Source organism: Otoolea muris (genome assembly GCF_943193115.1).
In the GTDB taxonomy this organism is placed as follows: Bacteria; Bacillota; Clostridia; order Lachnospirales; family Lachnospiraceae; genus Otoolea; species Otoolea muris.
On the sequence record NZ_CALPCY010000047.1, the window covers coordinates 22,421 to 36,995 of the forward strand.

11 protein-coding genes and 1 pseudogene are annotated in these 14,575 nt (G+C 53.3%); 1 reads left to right on the forward strand and 11 read right to left on the reverse strand.

Annotation, left to right across the window (positions count from 1 at the left end; all coding sequences use genetic code 11):
- Positions 1–107: 107 nt before the first annotated feature.
- From NFS31_RS20605 to NFS31_RS20625, 5 genes are all read right to left on the reverse strand, one after another.
- The gene (locus NFS31_RS20605; protein WP_251499341.1) at positions 108–1,070 is read right to left on the reverse strand and encodes an ABC transporter ATP-binding protein; all 963 of its coding nucleotides are present in this window, start codon (positions 1,068–1,070) and stop codon (positions 108–110) included.
- On the reverse strand, positions 1,070–2,074 hold the full coding sequence (locus NFS31_RS20610) for an ABC transporter ATP-binding protein (RefSeq protein WP_251499343.1): 1,005 nt from the start codon (positions 2,072–2,074) through the stop codon (positions 1,070–1,072). The genes NFS31_RS20605 and NFS31_RS20610 overlap by 1 nt, the downstream gene beginning before the upstream one ends.
- Before the next feature lie 2 nt (positions 2,075–2,076).
- A complete protein-coding gene (locus tag NFS31_RS20615; RefSeq protein WP_251499347.1) occupies positions 2,077–2,982 on the reverse strand; it encodes an ABC transporter permease in 906 nt (301 codons plus the stop codon).
- On the reverse strand, positions 2,979–3,995 hold the full coding sequence (locus tag NFS31_RS20620; protein ID WP_251499351.1) for an ABC transporter permease: 1,017 nt from the start codon (positions 3,993–3,995) through the stop codon (positions 2,979–2,981). Before NFS31_RS20620 ends, NFS31_RS20615 begins: the two co-directional genes overlap by 4 nt.
- A 127-nt stretch (positions 3,996–4,122) precedes the next feature.
- The gene (locus tag NFS31_RS20625) at positions 4,123–5,799 is read right to left on the reverse strand and encodes an ABC transporter substrate-binding protein (protein WP_251499354.1); all 1,677 of its coding nucleotides are present in this window, start codon (positions 5,797–5,799) and stop codon (positions 4,123–4,125) included.
- A gap of 851 nt (positions 5,800–6,650) precedes the next feature.
- On the opposite strand from NFS31_RS20625, the gene NFS31_RS20630 reads away from it, so the two are divergent.
- Positions 6,651–7,274 (forward strand): undecaprenyl diphosphate synthase family protein, encoded by a 624-nt coding sequence (locus NFS31_RS20630; protein WP_251499357.1) that lies wholly within the window; start codon positions 6,651–6,653, stop codon positions 7,272–7,274.
- On the opposite strand, the gene NFS31_RS20635 is transcribed toward NFS31_RS20630, so the two are convergent.
- From NFS31_RS20635 to NFS31_RS20665, 6 genes and pseudogenes are all read right to left on the reverse strand, one after another.
- Positions 7,221–7,388 carry a hypothetical protein gene (locus NFS31_RS20635; RefSeq protein ID WP_251499361.1) on the reverse strand — a complete coding sequence of 56 codons (168 nt, stop codon included), beginning with the start codon at positions 7,386–7,388 and terminating at the stop codon, positions 7,221–7,223. The genes NFS31_RS20630 and NFS31_RS20635 overlap by 54 nt on opposite strands.
- A 103-nt stretch (positions 7,389–7,491) precedes the next feature.
- Positions 7,492–8,715 carry a tyrosine--tRNA ligase gene (gene tyrS / locus NFS31_RS20640; RefSeq protein WP_251499365.1) on the reverse strand — a complete coding sequence of 408 codons (1,224 nt, stop codon included), beginning with the start codon at positions 8,713–8,715 and terminating at the stop codon, positions 7,492–7,494.
- Positions 8,716–9,268: 553 nt separating this feature from the next.
- Positions 9,269–11,433, reverse strand: a pseudogene (locus NFS31_RS28380) (glycoside hydrolase).
- 45 nt (positions 11,434–11,478) lie between these two features.
- Positions 11,479–12,879, reverse strand: a complete 1,401-nt coding sequence (locus NFS31_RS20655) for a sensor histidine kinase (protein WP_251499373.1) — start codon at positions 12,877–12,879, stop codon at positions 11,479–11,481.
- Entirely contained in the window at positions 12,869–13,630 is a 762-nt protein-coding gene (locus NFS31_RS20660) for a penicillin-binding transpeptidase domain-containing protein (protein ID WP_251499376.1), read from the reverse strand. The genes NFS31_RS20655 and NFS31_RS20660 overlap by 11 nt, the downstream gene beginning before the upstream one ends.
- 174 nt (positions 13,631–13,804) lie before the next feature.
- Entirely contained in the window at positions 13,805–14,452 is a 648-nt protein-coding gene (locus NFS31_RS20665) for a response regulator transcription factor (protein WP_251499379.1), read from the reverse strand.
- Between the last annotated feature and the right edge of the window lie 123 nt (positions 14,453–14,575).

Genomic DNA, 14,575 nt, shown 5'->3' on the forward strand with positions numbered 1-14,575 from the left:
TATTAAGCCGGTCTCCTTTGCTTCAGGAATTAAACAGGCAGGTATATGCGGCCCTCTCACGATAAACCACGGCCCTCTCATAATTCATTGGATACTGAACAGCCACATCACACCCCGCACAAATGACACCTTACAAAGTGCCCCTCCTCCACCTCCCGCATCTTTGGATCAGCCTCCATACAGATCTCCTTCTTAAACGCGCACCGTGTATGAAAACTACACCCCTTCGGAACATTCACCGGCGAAGGGATCTCCCCCTCGCTGCGGATCCGTTTCGGCTTCAGCGCTTCCTCCTCCGGCGAGATAACCGGTATCGCAGATAAGAGCATCTGCGTGTAGGGATGGCGCGGCGCTTCGTAAAAGGTCCTTGTCGGCGCGATCTCGCAGATCTTTCCCAGATACATAATGGCTATCTTGGTGGACACATTGCGCATGACGCCCATATCATGGGTGATGAACATATAGGTCAGCTTCCGCTCTTCCTTTAGCTTCATTAACATATTCAGAATCTTGGCCTGAATGGACACATCCAGGGAGGACGTCGGCTCGTCGAGGATGATAAATTTCGGGTTGCTGCAGAGCGCCCGGGCAATGGATACGAGCTGGCGCTCGCCGCCGCCGATTGAGTTTGGCGTCTTATACATGAAATCCGGCGGCAGCTCCACCATCTGGAGGATCTCGCGGATCTTATCGTCAATGGCGTCTTTGGGGACTACGTGATGCACCCTAAGCGGGAGGCTTAATATCTGCCTCACATCCTGGCAGGGATTCAGGGAAGAACCCGGATCCTGGAATACTATCTGAACATCGCGGCGGAATTCCCTGCTGCGCCCTTTTGTTTTGCTTGTAATTTCTGTCCCGTTTAGGACGATCTCTCCGTCGGTCTGGGTGTACATGCCCATAATCGTGTAGGCAATCGTACTTTTCCCGGAGCCGGATTCGCCGACCAGGCCCATGACCTCGCCCTCGCGGACAGAGAAATCCACACCGTCCACCGCCCGGACAAAGCGATCCTTTCCGACCGGGAAATACTGTTTTAAATTTTTTACAGCCAATAATTCGTTACACATTACTCCGCTCCCTCCTTTTCCTGTCCTTCCCCGGCATAGAGGAAGCAGGCCGCCTTGTGATCCGGCCCGATCTCTGCCATCGGCGGCCGTCTGGTCCTGCACTCCTTGCCGGCATGTGGGCACCGGGGGGAGAAGCGGCAACCCTCTGGCGGGTTTACATAATCCGGGACGTAGCCGTAGATGCCGGACGACAGCCCGCCGCCGGAGAGCCGCGGCACACAGGAGAGAAGCCCCTGGGTGTATGGGTGCGAGGGCGATGTAAATAAATCCTCTGTCCGGCAGGTTTCTACGATATGGCCGCCATACATGATGTATATCCGATCCACCAGCTCTCTCGCCACGCCGAGGGAATGGGTGATCATGATGAGTGAGCGCTTCTTCTCCTCCACCAGCGTCCGGAGCAGATGATGGATCTGATCCTGGATGGTCACGTCCAGCGCGGTGCAGGGCTCGTCCGCAATCAGCAGATCCTTGGGCGTAACCAGCGCAGAGGCGATACAGACGCGCTGCCTCATGCCGCCGGAGAGCTGATGCGGGTAGCTGGCCATGATGCGCTCCGGATCGGAGAGCATGACGCTTCTAAGCGCCCCGCATGCCGCCTCCTCGATGGCTTTCCTGTCATTCTTCTTATAAAGGCCGGAGTAGCGGATGATGTCCCTCAACTGCTGGCCGATGGTAAAGACCGGGTTCAGCGCCGACATAGGCGACTGGGAAATCATTGACGTCCCGGTTCGGCGAAGCTTAAGAAGTTCCGGCTTCCTCATCTCCAGGACATTTTTTCCCCGGAATTCGATCTTCCCGTTCGGCACATGGATCTGATCGCTTCCCAGCACGCCCATAACGGTCTTCATGGTTGTGGTCTTACCGCAGCCGGACTCGCCGACCAGGCCGATTTTTTCTCCTTCTCCTACCTGTAAACCGATGTGGTCAACCACCCTGGCATAGCCGCGGTAGGTGCGGTACCAGATCGAGAGGTCTTTGATATTTAAAATAGTTTCTCTCATCCTCAGTGCCCTCCCTTGTCGAACATATCGCGTATTCCGTCTCCCAGAAAATTGAATCCCAGAATCATAAAGGCAATCCCGCCCGCCGGGAAAACCGTCAGCCACCAGATATCCGGCATCAGGGACGCGCCGTCGGAAATCATCTGCCCGAACGCGGGCGTCGGCGGCTGCTCGCCAAGCCCGACAAAGCTTAAGGAAGCGCCCATCAGGATCACCCAGCCCACATCCAGCGCCATCTTCGTAAAGATCGGCGAAAGGCAGTTGGGAAGTATCTCTTTAAAGAGAATATGGGCTTTGGAAGCTCCGATCAGCTCCGCATTCTTCACAAAATACTCCTCTGAGATGGAGGATGCCTGGCCGTAGACCAGCCTTGTATACCAGGGCCACCACATAATCGTGACAGCCAGCATGGAATTCATCATGTTGGGCTCCAGAATCGAGGCCACGCACAGCGCCAGGATCAGGGAGGGAACGGAGAGGAACACATCCGAGATTCTCATGATAACCGCGTCAACCTTTGTCCCGTGATAATATCCCGCGATCAGGCCCAGAACCGTGCCCGCCGGAACCGAAACCGCGAGCACCGTCACACTCATAATCAGCGCGCCGCGAAAGCTGAACACAACCCTTGAAAGCACATCCCGCCCCATCTGATCCGTGCCGAACCAGTGCCGCGGCCCCGGAGGGAGGCTGGCGTTTGCGTAATCCACAAAGCTGCCGATGCTTTCCGGGAAGGGAACGATTACCTCCGCAAATATTGCAAAAAAGATGGAGATGAACACCAATATAAGACCGAATACGGACAGTTTATTCCGGCTGAATTTGTATTTATAAATCTTTAAATTTTCTTTTGCTGACGGAGAAAGCAGGGCTTTTCGCGCCGCCCTGCGGCTGCCTGGCACACTCATTTGCCTCCTCCTTTCCTCATCCGCGGATCCAGCGCGGCGACAATCAAATCCACTACCAGGTTCACAAAGAAAAACGTGATGCCAATGATGAGGACAACCGCGCAGATCGCATTCAAATCTTTGAACAGCATCGCATTGATACCATATCGTGAAATGCCGGGCCAGTTAAAAATCTGCTCCACCAGAAACGCATTTCCGAGCAGGGACGCAAAATCCATCCCCATCGTCGTCACTGCGGAGGTCGCAGACGGCTTCAGCAGATATTTCCGGATCAGAAGGTTCGGCGGCAGGCCGTGGCCTGTGGAAACGGCCATGTACTCCTTAGCCGAATTATCGACCAGCGACGAGCGCAGGATACGCGCATCCTGCACCATGGGGCCGATTGCCAGGGAAAGCGCCGGCAAAAGCAGGTGTAAAAACGCATCCCATGCGACCTTAAACTGCCCCCTTAACAGCGCGTCTGTCACATAAAAGCCGGTAATCTTCCCCGGCGCCGTAAGAGAAGCGCTAAGACGTCCCAGAACCGGAATGGCCTGCAGCTTGTAGCCAAACAGCAGCAGAAGTAAGATCCCGGCCACAAATGCGGGCAGGGCCACCCCTATATAAGATAAAACCCGTATCAGCCCGTCCGCCCATGTATTTTTATACTTTCCCGCCAGAATCCCCAGGACAAACGTACCCGCCACCATAAAAATACCTGACACGATGACCAGCTCCAGCGTGGCCGGGAGAAACTGCGCCACATCCATGGCAACCGGCCGCTTGGTTACAAACGAATTTCCGAAATTGCCGGAAAGCGCGCTCGACAGCCATTTCACATATTGCATTGGAAGCGGATCATAGAGGTTCATCTCCCGGCGCAATGCCTCTTTGGCCGCCTCCGTCGCGCGGCTTCCCAATGCAATGGTCGCCACATCGCCCGGAACAACGCGGGCAATTGTAAAAATAAGGATAGAGGTTCCAAACAACACCAGGATACCCATCATCAGTCGTTTTGTTATATATTTAATCACGCAATCACCACCTCGCTTTAATCATTCCCCAGAGACAGGCGCCGGAACGGGATCCGCGCTTTTGCGCCCCCGGCCGCTGTGTAACCGTACGGCCGCGGGGCAGGCGCGCAGAGACCTGTCTAAACTGCTACCGGCTGTATTCAAACTCCGAATAAATCTGGCTGTATCCATTGACACACTGGGGAATACCGCCCTGCTCCGCAAAGGGCCATTTTATATAGGAGCTCTGGTATGCGCACCGCTCGGTCAGGTCGCAGAGCCAGGCGCTGGGACAGACTTCATCAACAATATAATTCTGTATCTCTGCGTATTTCTTAAGGCGCTCTGCGGTGTCAACCGTCTGCAATGCGTCATTGTTCCTGTCGTTCACCTCCGGATCCGCCAGCCACTCCCCATTCTCCCAGGTTCCCTGCGTCGCGTTGCTGTAACGGCTCTGCAGATAGATACCGGCATCGTCAAACGGCGGGGCGGAATTTATGAGCGTCATCTGAGGAGAGCTCTCCACAGAACCCATTTTATCAATCAGGGACACCCACGGGGCCTTTGAAATGGAGACGGTTACCCCGGCCTGCTGCGCCGCGGACTGGATCATCAGCGCAATTTTCTCTAAGTCCGCCACATCGGAGTTTACGACAATCTCAACCGGATAATCCGCATAATTGTCCGCATAGGCGGATGCGGCGATATACTCCTTCGCCTTCTCGATGTCGTACGACAGCGTGTTCGTCTCAACATGCCCTAACACGCCGGACGGCACGGGGCTTGTGGCTTTGATGGATCCCGGCAGGATCGAATCGCAGATGGTGTCATAGTCAATCAGGCAGCTCATGGCGCGGCGGAAGTTCACGTCATCCATCGGCGGGGCCTGGGTGTTCATGTACGCGTTGTACTCCAGGCCATTCGTGTACTGCGCCAGAGAAACGCCGTCAATCCGGCAAAGTGCGTTCAACGTCTCCACGCTCTGCCAGGTATCCGTGATATCCAGCTCCCGATTGTTCATCATGGTGCGGACAGTCGCAGCTTCGGTGATCGCAAGCTGCTTAAAGGCCCTGGGGGCTTTCTCATTGTCCCAGCCCATAAACCAGTCCGGATTCCACTCTGCGTAGAAGTAATCCTGCTGCACCAGCTCCACTGCTTTATAAGCGCCGGAGCCCGCGTCATGCGTCAGGAGGTATCCTCTTCCATAGTCCCCGTTTTCACCGTAATTTCCGGAAGCTTCCGTATGCTCCCTGACCTCCTTCTCACTGACGATGAACAGGCGGATCAGAGCGTTCAGGAAAGGGCCGTAAGCCTGTTTTAAATGAAATTCCACAGTGTAATCATCCACTGCCACCGTGGAACCCGGCTCCAGGTAATTAGAAAAGATATAGGCATACCCCTCGCCGATCGTCAGAAGGCGATCCATGGAATAGGCGACATCCGAGGCTTTCATCTCCTCCCCGTTATGGAACCGGATCCCCTGCTTTAAATGAAATGTATATTTCATGCCGTCATCGCTGATCTCCCAGTCCTGTGCCGCCCTGCCGGCGACGCCGGACGCTTCCTCTGCAGAAGGAAATACAAGCGTATCATAGAGATTGACAGCGGCGATTAAGCTTGAACCCGTGTTGACAATCGCCGGATCCAGATCCGGCGTGCCGGAAACTCCGATTTTAATGCAGCTTGCTTCCTCCGCTCTGCCGGGCGTCAGGACCGCGCCGCTTTCCTCCGGCCCTGCGGCTTCCCCGCCGCCGCACCCGGCCAAAAGCGTCATTGCCATGAACGCCGATAATATAACGCCAGTCAGTCGTCTCCCTTTCTTCATCGTTATTCCTCCTTACGTTTTTCACTTTGTGTTCTGCTGTCCATTTGATTTTAGATAATTATAGCAAGTCTGAAACAATACTTTCAATTGTCGCCAACCACAAATTGATTCCGGCTTTTTTGTGCGCCAACCACAGACGCCGGGCGTGTTTTGCATTCATAGATGTTCCAAATATGTTCTCTATTTTCATTTTGAAATCTAATTCGTAATGCACGAAGAAATTATCTTGCAGTGACGGCAAGCATTGGATTGTATCAACCGCAATCCGAATTGTATGATCTTTTTAGAAAGAGATAGAGGAATGTCCATTGATATGTTATAATGCTTGTGCTGTCCAACCTGCTCCCGGCAACGGGAGGGGCGCTTACATGGAGTTATTCTTCACATTTCTTGCGGCTGCCGCAGCAGGTGTGGTTTGCCACCTCATCAGCTAATGGACGCTTTGCCACTATAAATAAAGAAAAGAAAAATCCTCTGACTGTACGCCATTACAGTCAGGGGATTCGTTCTTTTCCCACATGGATTCCTCCACATTTCTTTGCCTGATGCCTTATAGCATATGCAAATTTTAATTGCAAGATACTTTTCTTTTTCAGAAAACATAATTTATATCATCCTGATTACAATAATTCCCATCTCTCCAAAATTTCTAAGACATATTGTCCCTTTTCCCGAAACGCCTCCTGCCCGCTTTGTATAAATCTCCCATTTCCGCCCATACTAACCGGGTAGGGAAGATTTTCCTCCCTATCCGCCGCGCTGCCCGCATGCAGCCCTGGAAGCAAACTTCCCTTTGCGGGCCTGTGCATAAAAAACGGACAGGGTTACGCCTGTCCAACCGGAGGATCATTATGAGACTGCCAAATCACATCGGAATCATCCCTGACGGCAACCGGAGATGGGCTGTCGGGCAGGGGCTTCATAAACAGGACGGATACGACAGGGGGATTTCTCCCGGCCTTGAGCTGTACCGGGCCTGCCGCGACCTGGGTATCTGTGAAATGTCCTTTTACGGCTTCACGGCGGACAATGCGAAACGGCCCATCGCGCAGCGGCGCGCCTTTACAAGCGCCTGCGTCAAAGCCGTGGAGGTTTTGTCCCGCGAGGACGCGGCCCTTCTGGTTCTCGGAAACGCCGGTTCCGCCAGTTTCCCGCCGGAGCTTTTGCCCTACACCACGCGCCATGTGTTCGGGGACGGGCGCATGAATATCAATTTTCTTGTCAATTACAGCCTGGAATGGGATCTGGGAATGAAAAAGGGGGCAATCGGCCCCGCATTGCGCACAGCCGGCCTTCCCCGGGTGGATCTCATCATCCGCTGGGGCGGAAGAAGGCGGCTGTCCGGGTTTCTGCCCATCCAGTCCGCCTACGCTGACTTCTATGTTGTGGATGATTACTGGCCTGATTTTCGCACAGAGCACTTAATGGACGCGCTGCGCTGGTATGCAAAGCAGGACGTCACGCTCGGCGGCTGACAGGAGGAACTGCTCGATCTTCAACTGGCTGCCCGTCGCTGTAACGAAATGATTGACCGCCATCGAATGTTCGATATACGTGTCTGCCATGTCCTTTACTGGTAACGCGTTCATTTATATTGCCTCCTGACCCGGCCAGACCGGAACTCTTTGTATTCTGAAGAAAAAACACGTTCCGGGAGCTACGGGAAAATAACCTGCCCCATGCGCCCCGCCCTTACTTAAGAACCACTCTCTTAAAATTCTTCTTCCCGCGTTTTACCACGATCCCGTCCCCCGAGAGCTGGGCTTTGGTGTAAACGGCCTTGATATCCTTCACCTGCGCGCCGTCCACGCTGACGCCTCCCTGTTCCACGTTCCGCCTCGCCTCGGATCGGGACGGGGCCAGCCCGGATTTCTGGAGAATGGCCAGCAGATCAATTGCATCCCCGTTAAAATCGTCTTCCGTCAGCTCCGCTGTGGGCATATCCGCCGCGCTGCCGCCGGTAAAGATCGCTCTCGCCGCTTCCTTCGCCTTTTCAGCTTCTTCCTGCCCGTGTACCAGGTTTGTCAGCTCAAATGCCAGGATCTCTTTGGCCGTATTGAGCTGGCTGCCCTCCCACTGATCCATCTCGTCAATCTTCTCCAGCGGGAGGAAGGTCAGCATCCGCAGGCATTTCAGCACATCCGCATCCGCCACGTTTCTCCAATACTGGTAAAACTCAAAGGGAGACGTCTTGTCCGGATCCAGCCATACCGCGCCGGACTGGGTCTTGCCCATCTTCTTTCCCTCTGAATTGAGCAGCAGGGTAATGGTCATGGCATGGGCGTCCTTGCCTAGCTTTCTGCGGATCAGCTCTGTCCCGCCGAGCATATTGCTCCACTGATCGTCGCCGCCGAACTGCATATTGCAGCCATATTTCTGGAACAGCATGTAGAAATCATAACTCTGCATGATCATGTAGTTGAATTCCAGGAAGCTTAAGCCCCGCTCCATCCTCTGCTTGTAGCACTCTGCGGTCAGCATGCGGTTTACGCTGAAATGCGGTCCCACCTCGCGCAGGAGCTGCACATAATTCAGATCCATCAGCCACTCCGCATTGTTGACCATCAGGGCCTTTCCGTCTGAAAAGTCGATAAACCGGCTCATCTGTTTCTTAAAGCAGTCGCAGTTATGTTCGATCGTCTCCACTGTCATCATCTGGCGCATATCCGTTCTGCCGGACGGATCCCCGATCATGCCCGTTCCGCCTCCCAGCAGTGCGATCGGCCGGTTGCCCGCCATCTGCAGGCGCTTCATCAGGCACAGGGCCATAAAGTGGCCGACATGAAGGCTGTCCGCCGTGGGATCAAAGCCAATATAAAACGTAGCCCTGCCCTCATTCACCATTTTCTTTATCTCATCCTCGTTTGTCACCTGCGCGATCAGTCCTCTCGCGATCAGCTCTTCGTAAATCTGCATCGTTTTTTCTCCTTCCTCATTATGTCCGGGCATTTCCCCTGCCGCGTACCGGGCGCCCGTGTGCAATCGAGCAGGGAAGCGCCATCTTCCCCTGCCCGCGCGGGGTGCGTGCGGCAAAGCTGCTAATTTCCTTACGCGCCCCTGCGCATAAAAAAGCCCTGTCCTTTCTGCAAAGGACGGGGCCTTTTCCCGTGTTACCACCTTTTTTCACAGGCTGCTCGCACAGCCTGCCTCACTGAGTGCCGGGAACGCTTCCTTTCCCTGTACCCTGGCGCGATAACGCGCGCCCCGCGTCGCATCCTCAGGGCGCGTTCCTGCGCCTCCAGTCTGCGCGGCTCTGAGATTGTATTCGCCGGTCTGCGGTGCGCGCGCCTCTCATCAACCGGCTGCTCTCTGTCCGCCCTGTCCAGACTGCTACTTGTTCTCTTCCCTGCCTTTTACAGCATACGCCCTGTTTTGGGCTTTTGTAGTATGTATTATAAAAAGTTTCACGGCGGATGTCAAGGAGGATTTGTTTTTATAACGCTGCATGCAGCCTGCTAAGGCCAGGCCGCTATCTATGCCCTTCCTCAGGAGAGGGCGCGTAAATCATCCTCCCGCCCTCATCCTCTATAAGCACAGAATGCGGCAAAATCTCTGTATTTCCATACATATACGGCGCATCCCCAAAGTTACCCACCGCCGCCAGCCTATCCCCGTAAACGGTTTTCTGCACCGTGCCGTCTTCCTTCAGATACACAAAATCCGTCATTTCTTCCCGTATCGCCTTCTTGCCAAACGCAGACCAGGCGATATGATGGCTGACAATATCCTGCCGGTACTCCTCCCATTCTTCACGGTCCAGATGATACAGCGGCGGGACGTTATAAAGAACCTCCCGGATCATCCGATCCTGTGTCGCGCCCTTGATTTTAAAGGTAGACCAGTCCCAGTGGGCTGCTGTGATGACAGAATCATTGTAGACCAGCTTAAACAGCGGAATATCGTACCTCGGATCAACAAAGACTTTGAAATATTCGTCTTTTACAGGGATCCGTCTGGCAAAATGCTCTGCGACGCCTCCGGCCGGGTTGTAGTAGACGCCGATATAATATTCGCTGTCTCTGTTGGATTTCATATCCTCATCCACCCATGAAAAGGTCTTCAGTTCAATCCCATGGGCAAAGGCAATCGTGGAAGCGGCAAAATCATTTCCCCCTTCTGATCCGATCACCATCTGGTACTGATCGCGGATATAGGCCATCCGCTCCAGGCGGGCCGCTGCATCCTGTTCCATCGTCAGCCTGTGTCCGGGCGCGTAGTCATCATAAATCTCTCCCGTTGCGTCGCAGTCAATAAACCAGGAGTTAAACGGCAGGCCGTTTGCCATGATCTTCTCCATCCTGGCTTTGACAGCGGGCATTGACAGAGCCGGATTTAATTTTCTTCCGACATTTTGAAAGCCGCTCTCCCTTTTGCGTCTTTATTCACGACAGTTGCATCCTCATACAGATTAAGGTCATCAAAACGGGCGGTTGTCCATTTCTCCTTTCCGGGCTCATGTATGGAATGGTAGGAGCCATAGCTCGCAATCAGATACCCCGCATCCGCCGCCTGCCGGACAAGCTCCGGCTTCCTGTACGCCTGTTCCCAACTGTTCAGGCCGATCCATGCATGGTCAATTCCGCTTTCCTTCATATCGCAGATCAGATCGGATGTGAAGCTGTCCGCCCATCGGTCCGCGTCACAAAAGACCTCCGGCAGGCTCACAGCCAGCGCATGACCGGGGAATCGGCAGAACGCCTCCCAGTTTATGTCCTCCTCAGAGAGTATAAAATCCCCCCAGAGATAAATAAACGGCGCTCCGTACAGCTTCTCAATATCAGGATTTTGTTCCGCTTTCCCGTCCAGTGTCACAAAACGGCCGCTTTCAATCATAAAATCCCGATAGATTTTGGCACAGCTTACCGGATCCTTCTCTGTCAGATAAATGCGGAAACGGTTCGTCCGGCCGCCTCCAATCTCCGGGTATTCATGGGAAACTGAAAAACCGAGAGCCGGTTTTGCAAAAAAAGAAAGCTGTGTCCGATATGGGTTTTCCATAATAAACATCACACAATGCTCCCCATCGGACGAAATCCAGAACGGCATGGAAAACTGCTCCATCACCGCGGCCTGCTGCTGTTCCAGATACCGGATCCAGTCAGGGTCGCCGGCGGGAATCCGTTTTCCCTCCCCGAGCGGGAGATAATACTGTTCAGCCGATATATACGGCCAGGTAAATGTGTGATCCCCGGTACGTTCTGATGTGATTTCCACACTTAAATAATCCTGCTCTGTGGCAAGCTTCACCCGGATCTGTTCATCCGGATAGCGCCAGGAAACCGTATTGCCTTCTTCCATATAATCTTCTGCCGCGCGGCTTACGGAGCCGTCCGATATGGGGATTGTCTCATCATCAACACGCAGAGAAAGCTGAAATGTCTCCTCATCCACCTCAATGTCAAACGGACGCTCCGGCTGCCGAGCCAGAATTTCCGGCGGATTCCAAAGCTCCCCGGCCGGTTCCTCCCCCCTGTGCGCAGACGAACACCCGCTTAAACAAACTGTGGCCGCGAATGTAAAACAAACTGCCCTTAAAACTGTTTTTTTCATAAATGCACTCCTTAAATTTATTTCATGATATGATGCCAGCTCGCTTGGATGAGGATTTTTGAACCCGGGATCCGCCAAAAACATGAAAAAGGAGCCCGATCAGGGCGGCGCCCGCTCATATAGAGGCGCTCACTGGCGTCCTTCCATCGGAAATACTGCCTCAAACCGGATTTCATCTCCTTTTATCCCGCAGGAAACCGTGTAGCCGAACCGCTCCGCAATCCTTTTTACAATCGAAAGCCCCAGCCCCGTCCCGGACAATTCCTTATTCCGGGAGTCCTCCCCCACATAAAACGGCTGCCAGATGCGATCCGTATCCAAATCCACATTTTCTGTCTTATTTGAAACCGCAAACACACATCTCTCCCCCTCGCAGCGCAGCTCCATATTCACGGGGCCGGGTAAGGCATATTTCGCAGCATTGGACAAAAGATTGGAAAACAGCTCGCCCAGAAGCTCCGGATTTGCGCGGATGCGGGTATCAGGTTCGATATTCTCCGACAGAGTCAGGTTCCGCCTTGCAAACAATATCTCCTGTTCCTTCATACAGTCTCTCAGAATCCGTCCCGGTTCAACCTCCTCGCAGGGATAATCGTTCTGCCCGATTCGTGAAAGATGTAAAAGCTTTTCTACAATCTGCGAAATCCTCTCATTCTGGTAAAGGATCGTGTCCAGAAACGTCCCGTCATCCAAACCGTCCTTTATCCCGGAAGCGTACATGCCGACCAGTGTGACGGGGGTTTTTAAATCATGCGCCACGTCGCTTAAAAGCTGCTTCATCTGCTCATTTTTTTCCTCCAGAAGCCTTTGATACTGCTCGATGCCGCGCGCCATTTCATTTAAGCTGTCCGCCACGTCCTCCAGCTCGTCCCCTGTCTGAATCTGCAGGGGTCTATAATCCCTGGAGGAAACCTGTTTCGTGAATGCTCGGATCTTTTCCAGCGGATTGGTGATATGGCGCGTTAAAATAATGAGCAGCGCCATGGATGTCATAACAGAAACCAGGTTGATTGCAAACCCGATATGATTGACAATCTCAATAAATTCCTGCGCGTCCGGAACAATCGCTGCAATCGCGTATAAGCCGGAATCCAGGGACAGGTACTGCGCCAAAATGCTGTAATTCATTTTCTCCTGTCTGTAGAGACGAAACCGGGATCCGTTTTCCACCGCCGCGGAGTAGTCCTGATCCCACATCCAGAATTTTTGGAAGCCCATCCCTTTTTGCTGAAAGATGCTTCGCAGCTCGCCTGCCAGAATTTCCGGATCGCCCGTTTCGGCGGAATACGCAATCAGGATCTTTTCCTCCTGTTCGATCCTCCGGACAGCGTCTTTGGGGGCTGTCCCGCTCCTTAGCTCCTCCTCCAGCCGCGCGCTGATTTTCCGGAGATATTCCCGCTGCTCCCGCAGATAAAGACGCCCGGTTATCTGGGAATTGGCAAATACAGTCCCGGCAAGCGTGCAGAACAGAATCACGACAACGCCTGTGCAAAATTTCCGCGACAGACGGCCCGTCCGCTCACGAAACATACTCTTTTATCAGTGAAACAGCAATCTCCCTTGCCAGGGCGCTGGAGACATTTGCAGAGTCTGTCTCACCCAGATAAATGCAGAAATAAATGCGGCGGCCCACATCCGCAAAGCCGGCGTACCAGCAGTCCGCAACAACGCCGTTTGCTTTTCCCATACCCGTCTTTCCGTAAATCGCGCAGGTTTCATCGCTGGCTTCTGAGAGGAACATCACCTCCTCAAGGGCTGCCCTTACATCAGCGGTGTATTCGGAATCCCCGCCAAAGATCCGTTCCAGGACTTCTGTCTGCTCCCTGGGGGAAATTTTCAGGGATGACTCGATCCAGAAGCCGATCAGCGCCGGATTGCTGTTGTTGGTGTTTAAACGGCCCTCCCAGTCGGATAAGTCGCAGTTTCCGTACCCGATCGCCTCCACCGCATCCTGCATGGCCTCAGGCCCGATCTCGTCAATGACCTGCCGGTAATACCAGACGCAGGAGGTATGAAAGGCCGAATCAAAATCCATATCCCGGTTCCAGTCGTCATTCCAGAATCGCTCGCCGCTCCAAGGGCGGACAGAATTCTCCGGATCAATGACGCCGCTCTCCAGCCCTGCCAGAGAAGAAATGATTTTAAAAGTGGAGCAGGGCGGGCGGCGCGTATCCGCCAGATTTTCGTTATAAACCCCAAATGTATGTTCCGCCCGGTCAAAGATAACCGCCATGCGCATGTCCGCCAGTTTCACAGCGCTTTGTTTCTTCATTTTCTTCATGATCATGCAATCCCTCCTGAGCTTGTATCATGTACTCTCGGAATCTCGCTGCACCTGATTTTGTGAGATGATTTTTTGTGCGCATCTGGCGGAAAATCAGCCGCAAAGGCAGGTGCAGAGAGATTCCGAGAGTACATGTATCGTTTCTTCAATCATGATCCGTCGTTTACCCTGTCAGACATCCGGCATCATGACATATCCCAGCCCGATTCTCGTTTGAATCATGGTTTCACCGATTTTCTTGCGCAGCCTGCGGATCGTCGTGTCCACGGTGCGGATATCGCCTTCATAATCCATTCCCCAGACATGATCCAGCAAAACTTCCCTGGAAAGAACCTGGCCCTGATTTGAGAGGAAGCATTTCAAAAGCTCATATTCCGTCCTGGTGAGAATGAGGCTTTCCCCTTCCTTTGCCACCTCCATCGTATCCGGGTTCAGCCTGATATCCCGGCACGACAGCATGTGCTCCGCACGGCACAGTTTCCGGATACGCAGGAGTAAAACCTGAATATCAAACGGTTTCCTCACATAATCATCCGCGCCGCAGGTAAGGCCCTTTATCTCATCCCCATTCTCCCCTTTGGCTGTCAGCATCAGGATTTTTACCGGAATGCGCAGACGCCTTATCTCCCGGCAGGCCCAAAGCCCGTCCTGAATCGGCATCATCCAATCCATGATTACCAGATGCGCATGGTTCTCAGCCAAAAAGTCAATGGCTTCCCGGCCGTTTGATACAACGCTTACGGTAAAGCCTTCTCTTTGCAGGTATAATTTTAAAATCTTCTGCATGTCAAGATCATCTTCTGCAATTAAAATGTGCATATTGTTCACCCTCTGTAACAGTTCAGATTGCCTGAGCTGTTTGAAAGTAAACGGTAGATAGTGAGTACCTATACAAGACTGGAGCAAACCTGTATGATAGAAACAGATTTGCTCCAGTCTTTT

Excerpts from the sequence above, each read along its gene's own strand:
- NFS31_RS20605 (WP_251499341.1), bottom strand. The coding sequence starts at position 1,070 with ATGTGTAACGAATTATTGGCTGTAAAAAATTTAAAACAGTATTTCCCG.
- NFS31_RS20610 (WP_251499343.1), bottom strand. The coding sequence starts at position 2,074 with ATGAGAGAAACTATTTTAAATATCAAAGACCTCTCGATCTGGTACCGC.
- NFS31_RS20615 (WP_251499347.1), bottom strand. The coding sequence starts at position 2,982 with ATGAGTGTGCCAGGCAGCCGCAGGGCGGCGCGAAAAGCCCTGCTTTCT.
- NFS31_RS20625 (WP_251499354.1), bottom strand. The coding sequence starts at position 5,799 with ATGAAGAAAGGGAGACGACTGACTGGCGTTATATTATCGGCGTTCATG.
- NFS31_RS20630 (WP_251499357.1), top strand. The coding sequence starts at position 6,651 with ATGAGACTGCCAAATCACATCGGAATCATCCCTGACGGCAACCGGAGA.
- NFS31_RS20635 (WP_251499361.1), bottom strand. The coding sequence starts at position 7,388 with ATGAACGCGTTACCAGTAAAGGACATGGCAGACACGTATATCGAACAT.
- tyrS (WP_251499365.1), bottom strand. The coding sequence starts at position 8,715 with ATGCAGATTTACGAAGAGCTGATCGCGAGAGGACTGATCGCGCAGGTG.
- NFS31_RS20655 (WP_251499373.1), bottom strand. The coding sequence starts at position 12,879 with ATGTTTCGTGAGCGGACGGGCCGTCTGTCGCGGAAATTTTGCACAGGC.
- NFS31_RS20660 (WP_251499376.1), bottom strand. The coding sequence starts at position 13,630 with ATGAAGAAAATGAAGAAACAAAGCGCTGTGAAACTGGCGGACATGCGC.
- NFS31_RS20665 (WP_251499379.1), bottom strand. The coding sequence starts at position 14,452 with ATGCACATTTTAATTGCAGAAGATGATCTTGACATGCAGAAGATTTTA.